Here is an 18855-nt window from a genome sequence, read left to right as displayed (position 1 = left end):
TCAGAACATCAGGCCGGGCGACAGCTTGGCCGGCATTTCAAGGTCGGCGGTCTCGATCGAGGCCACGGGATAGGCGCAGTAATCGGCAGCGTAATAGGCGCTCGGGCGATGGTTGCCCGACTTGCCCACGCCGCCGAAGGGCGCCGAGCTGGCCGCGCCGGTGGTCGGCCGGTTCCAGTTGACGATGCCGGCGCGCGCCATCACGGCGAAGCGCTTCCACAGCGCTTCGGAGGGCGAGAGCAGCGCCGCGGCCAGGCCGTATTCGGTGGCGTTGGCCACCCGCAGGGCGGCGTCGAAGTCCTTCACGCGGATCACCTGGAGCAGCGGGCCGAACCACTCTTCGTCCGGGATGCCCTGGGCGTCGGTGGTGTCGACGATGCCGGCGCTGACGAAACCGGCGTTCGGGTCGGGCTGGCGCATCTGCAGCAGGATCTTGCCGCCCTTGGCCGCCATGTCGGCCTGGGCCTGGACCAGGCGCGCGGCCACGGCGCTCGAGACCACCGGGCCCATGAAGGGCTGCGGGTCGGCGTTCGAGGGGCCGACCTGGAGTTTGGACGCCACCTCGACCAGGCGGTCGAGGAAGGCCTGGCCCTGGGGGCCGTCCTGGACGATCAGGCGGCGCGCGCAGGTGCAGCGCTGGCCGGCCGAGATGAAGGCCGACATCACGGCGTGGTGCACCGCGGCGTCGATGTCCTTGGGCGTGTCCTTAAGGTCCCAGACCACCAGGGGATTGTTGCCGCCCATTTCCAGCGCCAGCATCTTGCCCGGCTGGCCGCCGAACTGCCGGTGCAGGGCGGCGCCGGTCTGGCTGCTGCCGGTGAACAGCACGCCGTCGATCAGCGGGTTCTGGCCCAGGGCCACGCCGGTGTCGCGGCCGCCGTTGACCAGGTTCAGCACGCCGGCCGGCAGGCCGGCCTGCTGCCACAGCTGCACGGTCTTGACCGCGGTGCGCGGCGCGTATTCGCTGGGCTTGAACACCACGGTGTTACCGGCGATCAGGGCCGGCACGATGTGGCCGTTGGGCAGGTGGCCAGGGAAGTTGTAGGGGCCGAACACGGCGAACACGCCGTGCGGGCGGTGGCGCAGCACGGCGTTGCCGTCGGCGACCTTGGCGGCGCTCTCGCCAGTGCGCGCGTGGTAGGACTGGACCGAGATGTCGATCTTGTTGGCCATGGTCGCCACCTCGGTGCGCGCTTCCCACAGCGGCTTGCCGACTTCCTCGGCGATGATGGCGGCCAGCTCCTCGCCGTGCTCCTTCAGCAGGTCGCGAAAGCGCGCGCAGATGGCGATGCGCTCTTCCAGCGGGGTCAGCGCCCATGCCTCGAATCGGTCGCGGGCGGCCTGGGCGGCGCGCTGCACGTCCTGCGCCGTGGATTCCTTGCTGGTCCAGGTCTGGCGGCCGGTCGAGGGATCGATGGTGGCGAGCTCCGCGCCGCTGCCGGCGAGCCACTCGCCGTTGATGTAATTCGAGAGGTTAGCCATGGACGTTCTTCCTTGGGTTGAGTGTCAGGGTACGCACTTCGTCGCCGGCGCGCAGCTGCAGCTGCGACAGCTCCTGGGCCGTCAGGTGCACGCGGCCGGCGCCGGGCACGGCGCGGGTCAGGATCATCCGGAAGTGTTCGAGACTGGTGTTCGAGACCAGCATGTGCTCGGTGTCGCCTTGCGGCTGGCCCTCGTCGGCCACCGCCAGCACGCTGTCGCGCACCGCGCGCAGCTCGGACACGCGGCCCTGCAGCACCGGGCCGGCGTCGAAGATGTCGACGTAGCCTTCGTAGTGCATGCCTTCCTGCTCCAGCAGGCGGCGCGCCGGCTGGGTCGAGGTGTGGACCTTGCCGATCACCTCGCGCGCGGACTCCGGCAGGTAGTCGACGTACAGCGGCTGGCGCGGCATCAGCTCGGCGATGAAGGACTTCTTGCCGATCGCGGTCAGGCCGTCGACGTGGTCGAAGTCCATCTTGAAGAAATGGCGGCCCAGGCCCTCGTAGAAAGGCGAGTCGCCGTTCTCGTCCTGGTAGCCGCGCATCTCGGCGATGATCTTCTCGGTGAACAGGTGCTGGAACTGGGCGATGAACAGGAAGCGGCTCTTGGACAGCCACTTGCCGTTGAAGCCGGCGCGGTACTGGGGCAGCAGGAACAGCGAGCACAGTTCGCTCGACCCGGTCAGGTCGTTCGAGAGGTAGAGCGTCTCCATGCGGGTGAAGACGTTCAGCTCGCGGCTGCAGTGCACCAGGGTGCCGATGCGGTAGTTGTAGAAGGGTTCGGTGAGGCCGACCGCGCCCTTGATGGCGCACACGCCGGCGATGCTCTTGTCCACGGTGTGCTCGAGCACGAACATGTAGTCGCGTTTTTCCGGCGCGATGGTCTGGGCGAAGGAGGCTTCGGCGGTGGCCAGGCGCGCGCCCAGCATCTCCGGGTCGGGCTTGAGCGTGGTCATGCCGCTGCCGGCCAGGCGCGCCATCTCGATCAGGGCATCCAGGTCCGACTTTCTGGCAGAACGGATTACGAGCATGTGTTTCCTCTCTAGATGCGCACGCAGATGACGTTGTCGCCGGCCGCCACGCCCAGCGCCTGCTGGGCTTCGCGCGGCAGGCACAGGGCCTGGCTGGTTTCGCAGGGCGGGCAGGCCGCGATCACGGCGCGGAAATTCCGTTCGGTGCTGGCGACGGCGTAGTTGACCAGGGATTCCGGCGCCGCGGCCAGGCCGGCGTTCTCGACGCGCCGCAGCTGCGAGCCGCAGAAGGAGCGCAGCGAATTGCGGTGGGCCTGCAGGATCGGGCCGCCGTCGAAGATGTCGATGTACTGGTCGGCCTCGAAGCCTTCCTGGGTCAGCAGGTTGAAGGCCAGCTCGCCGCTCGGGTGGATCTGGCCCATCGCGGCCTGGGCGTCGCCCGGCAGCAGCGGCACGTAGACCGGATAGTGCGGCATCAGCTCGACGATCAGGGTGCGGTTGCGGGCGCCGCCGATGACGCGCTCGGCGTCGAGGAAGTCCATCTTGAAGAACTTGCGGCCGAGGGCGTTCCAGAACGCCGACTGGCCGTCCGCATCCAGCCGGCCGGCCAGCGGCACGAAGAAGCGGTCGCCGAAGCGGTGCGGGGCCTGCACCGCGTACAGCAGGCGCGCGCGCGACAGCAGGGCCGCTTCCAGGCCGGCGCGCTCGCGGTGGCGCAGGTAGAAGCCGGACAGCTGCGAGCAGGCGGTGAGTTCCGAGCACAGGGTCAGGGCATGCACGCTGTGGCTGATGTTCAGGTCGCGCGAGACCTGCTGGATGACGTCGTTGCGGAACGCGAAATAGGTGCCGTTCGAGCCGGCCGAGGCGTGGATGGCGGCGGTGCCGACCACCTCGCGCGAGGCCAGGTCTTCGAGCACGAACAGGTAGGACTCTTCGCTCGGGATGTCGACGTGGGCGGCGAACGAGGCCAGCGAGCGTTCGACGAAGGCGACGATTCCTTCGCGCGTGCGCGGCAGCGTGTGCACGCCGGGCATCGAGAGCGCGGCCATCGCCTCGAGGGCGCCGATATCCGCGACGTCGACCGGACGGACTACATACATGTGAACTCCCTCAAACAGACCAGTGCGTGCAACGGCCGGCCGCGCCCTCGCGGGCGGGCCGGCCGTATCCGTGCGCGGCGTCAGCCGGCGATGAACGCCTCGACGGCCTGGCGCATCAGGCGATCCGCTTCGGCGATCTGCTCGTCCGACACCACCAGGGCCGGGGCCAGGCGCACCACGTCGGGGCCGGCGATCAGGAGCATCAGGCCGAGCTTTTCGGCGACCTTGGTGTAGTCCTTGGAGCGGCCCTTGTAGGCTTCCGCCATCGGCAGGCCGAGCAGGAGACCCATGCCGCGCGGCTGGCCGAACACCTGCGGGTAGTCGGCGGCCAGCTTCTCGAGGTTGGCCATGACTTTCGCCGAGGCCTGCTTGACGCGTTCCATGAAGCCCGGACGAGTCATGATGTCGATCACCTTCAGGCCGACGGTCGCGGCCAGCGGGTTGCCGCCATAGGTGGTGCCGTGGGTGCCGACCGCCAGGTGCGACGCGATCTCGTGGGTGGTCAGCATGGCGCCGATCGGGTAGCCGTTGCCCAGGGCCTTGGCCGAGGTCAGGATGTCCGGGGTCACGCCCATCTGGGTGTAGGCGAACAGCGAGCCGGTGCGGCCCATGCCCGACTGCACTTCGTCGAACACCAGCAGGGCGCCGGTCTGGTCGCAGAACTCGCGCAGGGCTTTCAGGTAATCGGGGTTGCCCGGGATGACGCCGCCCTCGCCCTGGATCGGCTCGACGATCACGGCCGCCACGTCATCGGTGATGGCGGCGCGCGCGGCTTCGATGTCGTTGTAGGGGATGTGGTTCAGTTCCTGGGGCAGCGGCTCGAAGCCTTCGGTGTACTTCGGCTGGCCGCCCACCGAGACGGTGAACAGGGTGCGGCCGTGGAAGGACGACAGGCAGGACACGATGCGCGACTTGTGCGGGCCGAACTTGTTGTGCGCATACTTGCGCGCCAGCTTGAGGGCCGCTTCGTTGGCTTCGGCGCCGGAGTTGCAGAAGAAGGCGCGGTCGGCGAAGGTGGCTTCGGTGATGGCCGTGGCCAGGCGCAGGACAGGCTCGTTGGTGTAGCCGTTGCCGAGGTGCCAGAGGGTGTTCAGTTGCTGGGTCAGGGCGTCGGCCACTTCCTTGTTGGCGTGGCCCAGGCTGGTGACGGCGATGCCGGAGGTGAAGTCCAGATAGTGCTTGCCTTCCTGGTCCCACACGTCCAGGCCCGATGCGCGCACCGGCACCATCGCGGCCGGGGCATAGGTCGGGACGAGGACTTCGTCGAAGGTCTGCCGTGTGACAGGCCGCGTGGTGACACCCGAATCAAGCTTTGCGTTCATGGTTCCTCATCCAGTTCAGAGTAATGGTTGTGCGGGCGGAGCGCCGCAGGTTCGGGCCATTATAGGAACGCCACCCGGGAACTTCTTGCAGAAGTGCGACGGGGATTTTCATTTTTGGTCGGATGGCAACTTGCCTGCGCGCCTGGTGGCTGCGCCCGAGGGCGTGCATGCTGAACTCTGAACGCCTGCACGCTGAGCGCTGAAGGCTGAAGGCCTGCACGCTGAACGCCGGAAGCATGTTGCCGTATTAACCACACGCAGCGTGTAAACGTCATCCCGGCGAAGGCCGGGATCCAAGTTCTCGCCGCGAACCGATGCTGCCGGCGTTCCCACTAACCTGCGGAATTGGATCCCGGCCTTCGCCGGGATGACGTGCTAAGGATTGCGGCCAAAGGGGCTTGCATTCCGGCCTTCGCAGGGATGACGTGCTAAGGATTGCGGCCAAAGGGGCTTGCGTTACGGCTTTCGCCGGGATGACGTGCCAGGGATTGCTGCCAAAGGGGCTTGCATCCCGGTCTTCGCCGGGATGAGGTGCAGCTTAGGGAAAGAGAATAGGCGGACGCGCTGCGGGATCGCAGGTGTGCAAGCGCTTACTGACCGAGCTTCCTCTGCCGCTCTTCCCGCGGCGTGTTGCCGAACAGCGCGCCGAACGCCGTCGAAAAGTGAGACCCGGACGAAAAACCGCACATCAACCCCACCTGCACGATCGAATGATTGGTATCCAGCAACAACTGCCTCGCCCGCTTCAACCTCAGCTCCAGGTAGTAGCGCGAAGGCAGGCTCCCCAGGTATTGCTTGAACAGCCGCTCCAGCTGGCGCCGCGACACTCCCGCCAGCTGCGCGATCTCGTCGGTCGACAAGGGTTCCTCGATGTTCGCCTCCATCAGCGCCACCGCCTCGCTCAGCTTGGGCTGCAGGGCCCCGAAGCGCGCCTGCAGGGCCACGCGCTGGCGCTCGTCCGGGCCGCGCACCCGGTCCACGCACAGGATTTCCTTGACCTGGGCCTGCACCGCCGGCCCGCCCAGGTGCTCGACCAGGGTCAGGGCGAAGTCCAGGCTGGCGGCGCCGCCGCAGCAGGTCAGGCGGTTGGCGTCGAATTCGTAGAGGTGGGGCGTGAGCAGCGCGCCTTCGGCGGCCGCGCCGACGTCCGGATAGAGCGACCACGGCAGGGCCGTGCGCACGCCCTGCAGCACGCCGGCGTCGGCCAGCCACAGCACGCCCGCTCCCACCCCGCCCCAGAAGGGCGCGGCGCGGCAGCGCTCGACCAGCGCGCGGCAGTTGGCGGGTTTCAGCGCCGCCTCGGACTCGTCCGCCACCAGCAGCACCAGGTGCCAGTGGCGCTGGGCGTCGCCCACGAACTTGTCGGGGCCGCGCACGTCGACGTGCAGGCGCTCCGGCCCCATCAGCTTGGCGGCCAGGCGCAGCGGCTGGACCAAGGCCGACCAGGTCAGCGCGTCCGGCTCGCCGGCATTCACCAGCAGCACGCGCAGCGGCCGCTCCTGCGCCAGGCGGGACAGGTCAACTGGCTGCATGGGGGTGAATCGGCGGTGTCATGGAGGGGAAAGCGCGGTCCGCATCAAGGCGTAGTCCTTTATGATACTGGATAACAACGCAGGGTGAGGAAACCCGGCGGACCCGGCAGTGACGTGGCGAAACAGCAAAGCGTTGGCGGACGGCTATAATTCCTCTCCATGGGGGAACGTTACTTAAAGAGTGTCCGGCTGCTGGCCGAATGCATGCAGGGCTTCGAGCGCTTCTCGGGCGAATCGGTACGCCGCCACGGGCTGACGCACGCCCAGTTCGACATCATCGCCACGCTGGGCAATACCGCCGGCATGAGTTACAAGGAGCTGGGCGAGCGCACCCTGATCACCAAGGGCACCTTGACCGGCGTCATCGAGCGATTGGAACAGAAAGGTCTGGTCATGCGCGAACGCAGCAGCGACGACAAACGCTCTTTCTTCGTCCGCCTGAGCCCGGCAGGAGACCAGGTATTCTGCGAAGTCTTCCCCCAAGTGGTCGCCCGTGGAAAACAATTATTCTCCGGCTATGGCGAAGCCGACTTCGAGGCCCTGGACGCCGCCCTGACCCGGCTGCGCAATGCCGTCGCCCGGGGCGCCGCCACCGATTTCCCCTCCCCTTCATCCTCCCTGACTAAGGACTCCCCTTGAAAACCTCCCTGATCGAAGGCAAGAAGCCTGCCCATTTCGACAAGCACATCATCGGCAACCTGCTGCTCGATGTGGCGCCGCTGGACGAAGTCAAACAGGAAAAGATGCTGATCGGCGTGCGCAACGAGGCGGGCGAGATCTACCGCCTGATCGGCGCGACCAAGCTGAACAGTTTCATGAACGCGGTGGAGGAACTCTTCGACCTCGGCCTGGTCGACGAACTGCAGGATACCGAAGAGCCCAAGGACGGCTGCGACGCCATCTTCAGCGAGCCCTGACCACCCGCACGGCAGGCGCCCGGGTGTCACACCCTGGTCACAAAAAGATGCCGTAGAGCAAAATTTTTCGGCGGTTTGCCGGTGCGATGGGGGTATAATTTTTTGATGGACAGACTCTCCGCACTCAAGAGCATCGCCGCCGAGGCCAGCCGCGGCGAGCTGAGCTTCCCGACCAGCGTCGCCGCGACGCTCAAGCTCCAGCGTTCGCTGGCCGAGCCCGACTGCCACGTCGACGCGGCCGCGCGCCTGGTCCAGGCCGAACCGCTGCTGGCCGCGCGCACCGTGGCGATCGCCAATTCGGTGGCCTACAACCGTTCCGGCAACGACGTCACCAACGTCCGCGCGGCGGTCCAGCGCGTGGGCTTCCGCACCCTCGGCGCGCTGGCGGCGGCCGTCATCGTGCGCCAGCTGGCGAGCGAGATCCAGGACCCGGCGCTGCGCGCCAAGGCCGACCAGCTGTGGGCGCACTCGGCCCACGTGGCCGCCTTGGCCCAGGTGATCGCGCGCCGTGTCTCCTTCGTCGACCCCGAAACCGCCATGTTCGCGGGCATCGTGCACGAAGTTGGCGGCTTCTACGCGCTGTCGCAGGCGGAGCGCTACCCGGGACTGCTGGACGGCGGCGCCGAAGACTGGATCGAGCACGGCGAAGTGCCGATCGGCCGCGGCGTGCTGCTCAAGCTGGGCGTGCCGGTGGCGGTGATGGGCGCCATCGAAGCGCTGTGGAACGGCATGCGCGCCCTGCCTCCGGAAACCCTGGGCGACACCCTGCTGCTGGCCAAGGACCTGGCGGCCCTGCCCTCGCCCCTGCTGGTCCGCCCCGGCGCCACCAGCCACGAGAGCGCGGCCACCATCGACTTCGCCACCGGGGCCGGCACCCTGGTCCAGATCCTGGAAGAATCGGCCGCCGAAGTCCAGAGCCTGACCACGGCGCTGATGTAAGCAGCGCCAAGGCTGCGGCTGTATGCCGCTATTGTTGCCGTAGCGCAACTGCAAACGCATATCGTGCGCCCCGTTGATTCCATGTGGATATAATAGTTTCCACAAGTCAACTACGAGCGCCCAGCGCCTTCCCGAAATGAGCCAGCCCGCGATCTACTACTCCACCGTCAACGCCTTCTACCTCGCCTTCTATGGCCGCCCCGCGGATCCCGCCGGCATGAAGTACTGGGCCGAGCAGCTCGCCAAGGCGAACGGCGACCTGAACGCGATCAAGGCGGCTTTCGCCGCGTCCACCGAAGCCCAGGTGCGCTTCGGCGACGACAGCGCCGCCGAACGCATCACCCAGATCTACGAGCAGCTGTTCGACCGCGCGCCGGAAGCCGGCGGCCTGGCCTATTGGGTCGAGGTGATCAGCAAGGGCCATGCCTCGGTGGCCGACGTCGCCATCGAAGTGCTGCGCGGCGCCCAGGGCGGGGACCTGAAGCTGTCCAGCCTGCGCCAGGAAGCGGTCGAGAAGTTCACGGCCGCCGTGGAAGCCTCTGGCGCCGGCTACGACGGCATCGCCGCGGTCGAGGCGGCGCGCGTCCTGGTGCGCGCCGTCACCCCGGCCTCCTCCAAGGCGGACCTGGACGCCCTGGTCAAGTCGACCACCACCCTGACCGACGTCGCCACCACCTCGCCCGAGGCGGTCGCCGCCCTCGGTTCGGGCGAGGACATGCTGGCGCTGTTCGAGACCGGCGCCGGCGCCGCCGATCCGGTGGCCCTGGTCGAAAGCCTGGCCGAAACCGCGCGCGGCGCCTCGGCCGACGCCCACGCGATGGCCTCGCTCAAGCGCGGCGGCGGCATGAAGAAGCTGCTGGAAGCCCTGCCCGAGGGCATGACCCTCAAGGACCTGATCGCCACCCTGGGCAAGGGCGGCCTGCCGGCCGCGATCAAGGCCCTGAACCTGGACATCGAGCCGGGCAAGCCCGGCAAACCCGGCAAGCCCGGTAGTGGCGACGGCGGCGCGACCGGCTTCGAGTTCCATCTGGCCGACAACCCGAGCAAGCTGGTCGTCAAGGCGGCCACCGGCCTGGCCGTTGCCGACGGCCTGACGCTGGAGGACGCGGGCAGCGGCACGCCGCAGCCGACCAGCACCGACTACACCGGCGCCGGCATGACGGCGAGCGGCAACGCCCTGTCCTTCGACGGCCAGCTGGACGCCGGCCTGTACCGCATGAGCTGGACCGCCGGCACCTTCGCCAGCGCCGACGGCCACCTGGCGGCCGGCTCGGCCCTGTTCGCGGGCGGCCGCGACGGCCTGTTCGTGCAGGAAGGCTTCGCGGTGGCCGCCAGCACCACCCTGGGCGGCGACCTGATCCGCTCGTCCACCGAGCAGAAAAACGAGGCCTTCATCGGCGTCGACAAGCTCGCGGCGCGCGTCGCCACCGGCGGCGGACAGGATGTGGTGGTCGACAACGGCGCCACCTTGACCATCGTGGTCGACAAGATCGACGCCGGCGCGGCCGACCTGATCCTCGGCTTCGACAGCGGCAACGACAAGCTCGCCCTGGAAGGGGCGGCGGCCAGCGCGATCGACGACAACGCCGACGGCAAGCTGGCCTGGTCGGCCTCGGCGACCGTGGACGCGGCGGCGGAAGCGGTGGCGGTGAACGTGACCGGGCAGATCGTGCTGGGCGCCGCGGCCGGCCTGAACCAGACCCTGGCCAGCCTCAACGCGGCGCTCGAGGTCGGCGCGCTGGCCTCCGGCCAGGACCTCCTGATCCTGGCCACCGAGAACGCGGGCAGCGGCGCCGCCCTGTTCCTGTACGTGAACAAGGACGACGACGACCAGATCGAGGCCGACGAACTGACCCAGCTGGCGACTTTCGCCGACGGCGCTCCTGGCCAGGACGACATCGTGCTGGTCGGCCTCACCGCCTGAGCCTTCGCGGCGCACCCCGCGCCCAGGCCCCTCCGCCCGCGTGGCCGAGGGGCCTTTTTCATGAAAAAAAAATGCCCGCTCCTGGGAGCGGGCAAAGTCCAAAACTAGGGATGTCCTGAAAGAGACAGGTCCATTGTGGGGCCGGTTGCGGGGCAACTCCGTGCGCTGCTTCACACTGGACGCCGCATGTGGCGTTTTTATCCGGGCGCGCTCGATGGCGGCAAAAAAAAACCCGCTCCTTGCGGGAGCGGGTGAAGTCCAAAACTAGGGATGTCCTGAAAGAGACGAGCTCAGTATAGGTCCGCCTCCCACCCCGCTCCGTGCGCTGTTTCACACTATGGAAGGATTGTCGCTTTTCGCCACATCGGCGAACCAAGTGTCTGAGCTCGCGCAAAAAAATGCCCGCTTCGTGAGCGGGCAAAGTCCAAAACTAGGGATGTCCTGAAAGAGACGGGTCCACTATAGACGGTTGGGCTCCAGACACTCTGTACGCTGGCGCACATAAATGCAAGGATGTCATTATGCTGGACGAAAAAAATGCCGCCGCGGCTGGGCCGGGCGGCATCCTGAGGCCAGGCGCCGTGCTTACACGACCGCGCCGTCGGTCTCGTCCTTTTCCTTGACCGGCTTGATCAGGTCTTCACGCTTGATGCCCAGGTACATGGCGATCGCCGCCGCCACGAACACCGAGGAGTAAATACCGAACAGGATGCCGATGGTCAGGGCGATGGCGAAGTAATGCAGGGCATGGCCGCCGAAGAGCAGCATCGCCAGCACCATCATCTGGGTCGAACCGTGGGTGATGATGGTGCGCGAGATGGTGCTGGTGATCGCATGGTCGATCACCTGGGTGACGGTCATCTTGCGCTGCTTGCGGAACATCTCGCGGATCCGGTCGAAGATGACGACCGACTCGTTGACCGAATAGCCCAACACCGCCAGGATCGCCGCCAGCACCGTGAGCGAGAACTCCCACTGGAAGAAGGCGAAGAAGCCGAGGATGATGACCACGTCGTGCAGGTTGGCGATGATCGCCGCGACCGCGAACTTCCACTCGAAGCGGATGGCCAGGTAGGCGACCACGCCCACCACCACCATCAGCAGCGCGTTCAGGCCGTTCTGGGCCAGCTCGTCGCCGACCTGCGGGCCGACGAATTCGACGCGCTGCAGGCTGACCATTTCCTGGCCGGCGGCGTTCAGGCAGCTGGTGCGGCTGACCTGCTCGCCCTTGTCGGTGGTGGTCTGGAACTGCTTCGGCGTGCCCTGCTCCGAGGCGCAGATCGCGTTGAACACGCGGGTCGAGGTCTCGGCCGCCGGCTTTCCCTGCTGGATGGGCAGGCGCAGCATGACGTTCTGTGCGGTGCCGAAGCTCTGCACCTCGGGCGCCTCGTAGCCGATGCTGCGCAGGGTGGCGCGGATCTTTTCCTGGTCGGCCGCATGCGGATAGCGCAGCTCCATCACGGTGCCGCCGGTGAACTCCACCGAATAGTGCAGGCCCTTGGTCGCCAGGAAGAACACGGCCGCCAGGAAGGTCAGCGCCGAGATCACGTTGAGGATCAACGCGTGGCGCATGAACGGGATGTCCCGCTTAATCTTGAAAAATTCCATCGTTAGTCCTGAGTAGCTTGTTTCTTGCTGGGCGAGGCGATGCCTTCCGCCCACACGGTGCCGATCGAGATCTTGGTCAGCTTCTTCTTGCGTCCGTACCAGGCGTTGACGAAGCCGCGCGCCACGAACACCGCCGAGAACATCGAGGTCAGGATGCCCAGGCAGTGCACCACGGCGAAGCCGCGCACCGGGCCCGAACCGAAGATCAGCAGCGCCAGGCCGACGATCAGGGTGGTCACGTTGGAGTCGAAGATGGTGTCCCAGGCGTGCTTGAAGCCGGCCGAGATGGCCGCCTGCGGCGCCGCGCCGGCGCGCAGTTCCTCACGGATGCGCTCGTTGATCAGCACGTTGGCGTCGATCGCCATGCCCAGCGCCAGCGCGATCGCGGCGATGCCCGGCAGGGTCAGGGTGATCTGCATCATCGACAGGATGGCCAGCAGGAACAGCACGTTGGCCGCCAGCGCCAGCGCGCTGAAGAAGCCCATCAGGTGGTAGTAGACGATCATGAAGATCGCGATCGCCACGAAGCCCCAGATGGTGGAGTACAGGCCGCGCTCGATGTTCTCGGCGCCCAGCTGCGGGCCGATCACGCGCTCTTCGATGAATTCCATCGGCGCCGACAGCGCGCCCGAGCGCAGCAGCAGCGCCAGCTCGTTGGCGTCTTCCGAGGTGCCCATGTTGGTGATCTGGAAGGTCGAGCCCAGTTCGCTCTGGATGGTCGGCGCCGACAGCACGCTGTACTTGCCCTTTTCCTTGAGCAGGATCGCCATGCGCTTGCCGACGTTGTCGCGGGTGGCCTGGCGGATGCGGCGGCCGCCGTCGCCGTTCAGGTCGAGCGAGACGGCCGGCTGCTGGTTCTGGTCGAAGCTGGCGACGGCGCTCGAGATGTAGTCGCCGGTCAGGATGACGTCCTTCGAGACCACCACCGGGGCGCCGCGGCCTTCGGTGAACAGTTCCGAGTTGAGCGGGATGGCGGCCGACAGTTCGGTGCCCGGGGTCACGGTCGAATCGACCATGCGCAGTTCGAGGGTGGCGGTGCGGCCGATGATGTCCTTGGCGCGCGCCACGTCCTGCACGCCCGGCAGCTGGACCACGATGCGGTCGGCGCCCTGCTGCTGGATGATCGGCTCGGTGGTGCCCAGTTCGTTGATGCGCTTGGACAGGGTGACGATGTTCTGCTTCACGCCGTCTTCGACGGTGCGCTTGAGGGCGTCCGGCTTGAGGGTGATCACCAGCTTCTGGTCGGCGCCGTCGGCGGCGTCGGCGAAAGCCAGTTCGTTCGACTGCGCGGCCAGGGCGTTGCGGGCGGCTGCGCGGGTCTCGGCGTCGCGGAAGCGCACTTCGACGGTGTCGCCGACGCGTTCGATGCCGGCATGGCGCACGTTCTTGTCGCGCAGGTTGCTGCGCACGCTGGCCTGGATGCCCTTGACCTTGGTGTCGAGGACGGCCTTGGTGTCGACCTGCAGCAGGAAGTGGACGCCGCCGCGCAGGTCCAGGCCCAGGTTCATCGGCAGCGCGCCGATCGCCTGCATCCAGGCCGGGGTGTTCTTCACCAGGTTGACGGTGACGATGAAATCGGGGTTTTCCTGGTCGCGGTTCAGGTCGCGCTCGAGCGCGAGCTTGGCGCGGAACTGCTCGTCGGTGCCGGCGAAGCGGGCCCGCACCGAGGTGCTGTGGCCGCTGCCTTCGAGGCTGACGGCGGTGGTGGGAATGCCGGCGCGCTTGAGCGCATCCTCGACCAGGGGCACGGTCGCGCTGGTGACATTGACCGTCGAGCGGCCGGAAGTCACCTGCAGGGCCGGCGACTCGCCGAAGTAGTTAGGCGCCGTGTACAGCGCGCCGAGCAGCAGCGCGATGACGATCAGTAAGTATTTCCAGACGGGATAGCGATTCATAGTGTTCCGGCGTTCGGTTGGGCGCTGCGGCCCCGAGGGGCCGCAAGGCTTGCTTACAGGGCTTTCAGGGTGCCTTTCGGCAGCAGGGTGGTCACGGCGTTCTTCTGGACCGTGATTTCGGTGCCGGGCGCCACCTCGAGGGTGACGTAGCTGTCGGTGACCTTGCTGACGCGTCCGACGATGCCGCCGGCGGTCACCACTTCATCGCCCTTGGTGAGCGCGTCCATCATCGCCTTCAGTTCACGCTGGCGCTTCTGCTGAGGGCGGATCATGAGGAAGTACATGACCACGAACATCAGGATCAGCGGCAGGAAGGTCGTCAGGCTGCCCATCAGGCCGGGGTCGGCGGCAGTGGCAGTTTGAGCGTACGCGTTGGAAATGAACACAAGAACTCCGATTGTGAAGTTAAAAAAATAAGCGGTGTATTCTAGCACCGGCTTACTGGCGCGGGACAATCTGGAGGTATGTAGGTCTTGCTAAATGGAATGCAAGATGTTGAAGGAAAAATAATTCCGGTTCGTGTCAATACGCATTCGCTGTCCAAATCCTGCGTGCAGATGGCCCTGCCACCTTTGACTACGTGCCCAAAAACGTCATCCCGGCGAAGGCCGGGATCCAAGTTCGTCGCGTCGCCACTACCTTTTACACGAAGCTGGGATGCGGGCAAAACTTGGATCCCGGCCTTCGCCGGGATGACGTGCGCAGGCCAAGGGCCGAAATAGTCGCCGCGAGCTGTCGGCTTCCTTGCTCTCCCCTGCTTACACACCCCGCGCCCGGTCCGCGTTGAACTTCAGCCTGAACGCATGGAACCCGTCGGCGTCGATCGCATCGCGCACCTCCTGCATCAGCTTCAGGTAGTAATGCAGGTTGTGGATGGTATTCAGGCGCGCCCCCAGGATCTCGTTCGAGCGGTGCAGGTGGTGCAAATAGGCGCGCGAGAAGTTCTTGCAGCAGTAGCAGTCGCAGCTCTCGTCCAGCGGCGCCGGGTCGTCCTTGTAGCGTGCGTTCTTGATCTTGACGTCGCCGAAGCGGGTGAACAGCCAGCCGTTGCGCGCGTTCCGGGTCGGCATCACGCAGTCGAACATGTCGACGCCATTGGCCACCCCTTCCACCAGGTCTTCCGGCGTGCCCACGCCCATCAGGTAGTGCGGCTTGTTCTCCGGCAGGCGCGGGCCGACGTGGGCCAGGATGCGCCGCATGTCTTCCTTCGGCTCGCCCACCGACAGGCCGCCGATCGCCAGGCCCGGGAAGTCGATGTCCTCCAGCCCCGCCAGCGACTCGTCGCGCAGGTGCTCGTACATGCCGCCCTGGACGATGCCGAACAGCGCGTTCGGGTTCCCGCCCGCATTGAACTCGTTCATCGAACGCTGGGCCCAGCGCAGCGACATGCGCATCGACTTCGCCGCTTCGTCCGCGGTGGCCGGGCGGCCGTCGATCTCGTAGGGCGTGCACTCGTCGAACTGCATCACGATGTCCGAGTTCAGCGCACGCTGGATCTGCATCGACACCTCGGGCGACAGGAACTGGCGCGAGCCGTCGATCGGCGAGGCGAACTTCACGCCCTCCTCGGTGATCTTGCGCATCGCGCCCAGCGAAAACACCTGGAAGCCGCCCGAGTCGGTCAGGATCGGCTTGTCCCAGCCCATGAACTGGTGCAGGCCGCCGAACTTGTTCAGCACGTCCACGCCCGGGCGCAGCCACAGGTGGAAGGTATTGCCGAGGATGATCTGGGAGCCGACTTCCTTCAGCTCGACCGGCGACATCGCCTTGACCGAGCCATAGGTCCCGACCGGCATGAAGATCGGGGTTTCGATGGTGCCGTGGTTGAGCTTCAGACGGCCGCGGCGCGCATGCGACAGGCCGCTGGTGTCTTTCTTCAGGAGGGTAAATTCGAGCATCGTGTTGGTCAGCGGGATTGCGTGGTCAGCAGCATGGCGTCGCCATAGCTGAAGAAGCGGTATTCGTGGGCGATCGCGTGGGCATAGGCCTTGCGGATCTCGTGGTAGCCGGCGAAGGCCGACACCAGCATCATCAGGGTCGACTTGGGCAGGTGGAAGTTGGTGATCAGGCGCGTCACCGTCTTGAACACATAGCCCGGCGTGATGAACAGGGCGGTGTCGCCGCTGCCCGCGGCCAGCGCGCCCGACTGCGAGGCCGATTCCAGCGCGCGCAACGAGGTGGTGCCGACGGCGACCACGTCGCGGCCGGCTGCCCTGGCGGCGCGCACCGCGTCCACGGTCTCCTGCGGGATGGTGTACCACTCGGTGTGCATCTTGTGTTCGGACAGGTTCTCGACCCGCACCGGCTGGAAGGTGCCGGCGCCCACGTGCAGGGTCACGTAGGCCAGCTTGACGCCCTTGGCCGCCAGGCGGTCCAGCAGCGGCTGGTCGAAGTGCAGGCCGGCAGTCGGCGCGGCCACCGCGCCCGGCTCCTTCGAGTACACGGTCTGGTAGCGCTGCTCGTCGAATTCGTCGGCGTCGTGCTCGATGTAGGGCGGCAGGGGCAGGCGGCCGTGGGCCTCGATCAGCTCGAACACGTCGCCCTCGAAGTGCAGGGTGAAGAATTCGCCGGCGCGCTCGCCGGTGACGACCTCGAAGGCGTCCGCCAGGCGGATCCGGTTGCCCGGCTTGGGCGACTTGGAAGCGCGTACCTGGGCCAGCACGGTGCGGCTGTCGAGCACGCGCTCGACCAGCACTTCTACCTGGCCGCCGGTTTCCTTGACGCCGAAGAAGCGCGCCTTGAGCACGCGGGTATTGTTCATCACCAGCAGGTCGCCCGGCTGGAGCAGGTCGACGATGTCGGAAAACTGGCGGTCGGTAATCTGGTCGCCGTCGAGCTGCAGCAGGCGCGAAGCGCTGCGGTCAGGCAGCGGCACCTGGGCGATGCGCTCTGGAGGCAGGTCGAAGTCGAAATCGGAAAGCGAGTACATTGTTCTCAATTCTGGGAAAATGGGCGCTGCCAGCTTTACAATATAGGCTCCAGCGCGTGCGGCGAACCCTCTATTTTACGCCAGCAAGCGCCAATTTGCCGCACTATGCCCGCTTCCAACACCACATCCGCGCCCAAAACCATCGAAAGCAAGCTCGCCCGGCTGGGACTGCGCACCGACATGGACCTGGTGCTGCACCTGCCGATGCGCTACGAGGACGAGACGAAAATCGTCCCGATTCGCGAAGCCTGCATGCGCGGCGGCCAGACCTGGCAGGTCGAAGGCCTCGTGGTCAAAAATGAAATCACCTACAAGCCGCGCCGCCAGCTCCTGGTGAGCATCCAGGACGACACGGGCGAGCTGCTGCTGCGCTTCATGAACTTCTACGGCAGCCAGGTCAAGCAATTGTCCGAGGGCGTAAGGATGCGCGCGCGGGGCGAGCTCAAGCACGGATTCTTCGGCGCCGAGATGGTCCACCCGACCTACAAGGTGGTCAACGAGGGCGCGCCGCTGCCCACTTCCCTCACCCCGGTCTATCCGGCCGGCGAAGGGCTGTCGCAAACCATTTTGCGGCGCGCGATCGCGGACGCGATGCGCCGCATCGACTGGAGCGACACCGTGCCCGAGGCGGTGCGCGCGCGCATGCGCCTGATGGACTTCGCGCCGGCGGTCAAGCTGCTGCACTATCCGCCCAAGGACGTCGATGAGCATGCGCTCGTCGAACGCTCGCACCCGGCCTGGGAGCGCATGAAGTTCGACGAGCTGCTTGCCCAGCAGCTCTCGCTCAAGCGCGCGCAGCAGGCGCGGCGCGAAAAGGGCGCGCCCCACCTGCGCGCGGTGGGCGCGCTGTCGGAAGCCTTTCTGCAGGCCCTGCCCTTCAGGCTCACCAATGCCCAGCAGCGCGTGGTCAAGGAGATCCGCGCCGACCTGCGCGAAGGCTATCCGATGCAGCGCCTGCTGCAGGGCGACGTCGGCAGCGGCAAGACCGTGGTGTCGGCGCTGGCCGCCGCCCAGGCCATCGACAGCGGCTACCAGGCGGCGCTGATGGCGCCGACCGAAATCCTGGCCGAGCAGCATTTCCGCAAGATCGCGGCCTGGATGGAGCCGCTGGGCGTGAAAGTGGCCTGGCTGACCGGGAGCCTCAAGAAGAAGGAAAAGACCGCGGCCTACGAGCTGATCGAGTCCGGCGAGGCGCAGCTGGTGATCGGCACCCACGCCCTGATCCAGGACACGGTGCAGTTCGCGAAGCTGGGACTGGTGATCGTGGACGAGCAGCACCGCTTCGGCGTCGGCCAGCGCCTCACCCTGCGCAACAAGGGCAGCGACGGGCTGGTGCCGCACCAGCTCATGATGTCGGCCACGCCGATTCCGCGCACCCTGGCCATGACCTATTACGCCGACCTGGAGGTCTCGGTGATCGACGAGCTGCCGCCGGGGCGCAGCCCGATCGTCACCCGCGCCATCGACCAGAACCGGCGCGACGAGGTGATCGACCGCGTGCACGCGGCCGCGCTCGAGGGGCGCCAGGTCTATTGGGTCTGTCCGCTGATCGAGGAATCGGAGGCGCTGCAACTGCAGACCGCGACCGAGACCTATGAAACCCTGGCGGCGGCCCTGCCCGACCTGCAGGTGGGGCTGGTGCACGGCCGACTGAAGCCGGCCGAGAAGCAGATGGTGATGGACGCCTTCGCGGCGGGCGAGGTGCACGTACTGGTGGCCACCACCGTGATCGAGGTGGGGGTGGACGTGCCGAACGCCTCGCTGATGGTGATCGAGCACGCCGAGCGCTTCGGCCTGTCGCAGCTGCACCAGCTGCGCGGGCGCGTGGGCCGCGGCTCGGCGGCCAGCGTCTGCCTGCTGCTGTATCAGAGCCCTCTTGGGCAGGTGGCCAAGCAGCGCCTGATGACGATGCGCGAGACCACCGACGGCTTCGAGATCGCGCGCCGCGACCTGGAGATCCGCGGCCCCGGCGAATTCCTGGGCGCGCGCCAGTCGGGCCAGGCCATGCTGCGCTTCGCCGACCTGGAGACCGACCAATGGCTGGTGGAGCGGGCGCGCGACGTGGCCCAGCACCTGCTGCAGCACGAAACGCCGGACAACATGGCGGTGGTCGACGCCCACCTGGCGCGCTGGCTGGGCGGGCGCGAGGAATTCCTCAAGGTCTGAGCCGCGACGGTGAATTGACGCCGGCCGTGACAATTCGATAGCAAGCGCGACGCCATTCGGCGCTACATTGGCGG

The 18855-nt window shown here is 66.8% G+C and carries 15 protein-coding genes; 5 read left to right on the top strand and 10 right to left on the bottom strand.

Annotated features, from left to right (window positions below):
* The 5 genes from astD to B0920_RS15080 all read right to left on the bottom strand — a co-directional run bounded on the left by astD (position 1) and on the right by B0920_RS15080 (position 6403).
* The gene (gene astD / locus B0920_RS15100) at positions 1-1482 is read right to left on the bottom strand and encodes a succinylglutamate-semialdehyde dehydrogenase (protein ID WP_078033490.1); all 1482 of its coding nucleotides are present in this window, start codon (positions 1480-1482) and stop codon (positions 1-3) included.
* Positions 1475-2509, bottom strand: a complete 1035-nt coding sequence (astA, locus tag B0920_RS15095; RefSeq protein WP_078033489.1) for an arginine N-succinyltransferase — start codon at positions 2507-2509, stop codon at positions 1475-1477. The genes astD and astA overlap by 8 nt, the downstream gene beginning before the upstream one ends.
* An 11-nt stretch (positions 2510-2520) precedes the next feature.
* A complete protein-coding gene (locus B0920_RS15090) occupies positions 2521-3549 on the bottom strand; it encodes an arginine N-succinyltransferase (protein ID WP_078033488.1) in 1029 nt (342 codons plus the stop codon).
* Positions 3550-3629: 80 nt separating this feature from the next.
* The gene (locus B0920_RS15085) at positions 3630-4871 is read right to left on the bottom strand and encodes an acetylornithine/succinyldiaminopimelate transaminase (protein ID WP_078033487.1); all 1242 of its coding nucleotides are present in this window, start codon (positions 4869-4871) and stop codon (positions 3630-3632) included.
* Between the two features lie 590 nt (positions 4872-5461).
* Positions 5462-6403 carry a GlxA family transcriptional regulator gene (locus B0920_RS15080; RefSeq protein ID WP_078033486.1) on the bottom strand — a complete coding sequence of 314 codons (942 nt, stop codon included), beginning with the start codon at positions 6401-6403 and terminating at the stop codon, positions 5462-5464.
* Between the two features lie 159 nt (positions 6404-6562).
* On the opposite strand from B0920_RS15080, the gene B0920_RS15075 reads away from it, so the two are divergent.
* The 4 genes from B0920_RS15075 to B0920_RS15060 all read left to right on the top strand — a co-directional run bounded on the left by B0920_RS15075 (position 6563) and on the right by B0920_RS15060 (position 10183).
* On the top strand, positions 6563-7042 hold the full coding sequence (locus B0920_RS15075) for a MarR family winged helix-turn-helix transcriptional regulator (protein WP_078033485.1): 480 nt from the start codon (positions 6563-6565) through the stop codon (positions 7040-7042).
* Positions 7039-7320, top strand: coding sequence for a hypothetical protein (locus B0920_RS15070; RefSeq protein ID WP_078033484.1), 282 nt, complete (start codon positions 7039-7041; stop codon positions 7318-7320). The genes B0920_RS15075 and B0920_RS15070 overlap by 4 nt, the downstream gene beginning before the upstream one ends.
* A 105-nt stretch (positions 7321-7425) precedes the next feature.
* Positions 7426-8259, top strand: coding sequence for an HDOD domain-containing protein (locus tag B0920_RS15065; protein ID WP_078033483.1), 834 nt, complete (start codon positions 7426-7428; stop codon positions 8257-8259).
* A 136-nt stretch (positions 8260-8395) separates the two neighbouring features.
* Positions 8396-10183, top strand: coding sequence for a DUF4214 domain-containing protein (locus B0920_RS15060; protein WP_078033482.1), 1788 nt, complete (start codon positions 8396-8398; stop codon positions 10181-10183).
* A gap of 585 nt (positions 10184-10768) precedes the next feature.
* On the opposite strand, the gene secF is transcribed toward B0920_RS15060, so the two are convergent.
* The 5 genes from secF to queA all read right to left on the bottom strand — a co-directional run bounded on the left by secF (position 10769) and on the right by queA (position 16615).
* A complete protein-coding gene (secF, locus tag B0920_RS15055; protein ID WP_078033481.1) occupies positions 10769-11791 on the bottom strand; it encodes a protein translocase subunit SecF in 1023 nt (340 codons plus the stop codon).
* A gap of 2 nt (positions 11792-11793) precedes the next feature.
* Complete coding sequence (secD, locus tag B0920_RS15050; protein ID WP_078033480.1) at positions 11794-13686, bottom strand: protein translocase subunit SecD; 1893 nt, start codon at positions 13684-13686, stop codon at positions 11794-11796.
* Positions 13687-13739: 53 nt separating this feature from the next.
* The gene (yajC, locus tag B0920_RS15045; protein ID WP_078033479.1) at positions 13740-14072 is read right to left on the bottom strand and encodes a preprotein translocase subunit YajC; all 333 of its coding nucleotides are present in this window, start codon (positions 14070-14072) and stop codon (positions 13740-13742) included.
* Positions 14073-14444: 372 nt separating this feature from the next.
* Positions 14445-15584 (bottom strand): tRNA guanosine(34) transglycosylase Tgt, encoded by a 1140-nt coding sequence (gene tgt / locus B0920_RS15040; protein ID WP_078033478.1) that lies wholly within the window; start codon positions 15582-15584, stop codon positions 14445-14447.
* An 8-nt stretch (positions 15585-15592) separates the two neighbouring features.
* The gene (gene queA, locus B0920_RS15035) at positions 15593-16615 is read right to left on the bottom strand and encodes a tRNA preQ1(34) S-adenosylmethionine ribosyltransferase-isomerase QueA (protein WP_078033477.1); all 1023 of its coding nucleotides are present in this window, start codon (positions 16613-16615) and stop codon (positions 15593-15595) included.
* Between the two features lie 105 nt (positions 16616-16720).
* On the opposite strand from queA, the gene recG reads away from it, so the two are divergent.
* Positions 16721-18781: an ATP-dependent DNA helicase RecG gene (recG, locus tag B0920_RS15030; protein WP_078033476.1), complete on the top strand. Its 2061-nt coding sequence runs from the start codon at positions 16721-16723 to the stop codon at positions 18779-18781.
* Positions 18782-18855 lie beyond the last annotated feature (74 nt).

It is taken from the genome of Massilia sp. KIM, assembly GCF_002007115.1.
Taxonomy (GTDB): domain Bacteria; phylum Pseudomonadota; class Gammaproteobacteria; order Burkholderiales; family Burkholderiaceae_D; genus Telluria.
The sequence above is the reverse complement of the archived record's forward strand: the minus strand, read 5'-3'. Positions and strand labels throughout refer to the sequence as shown.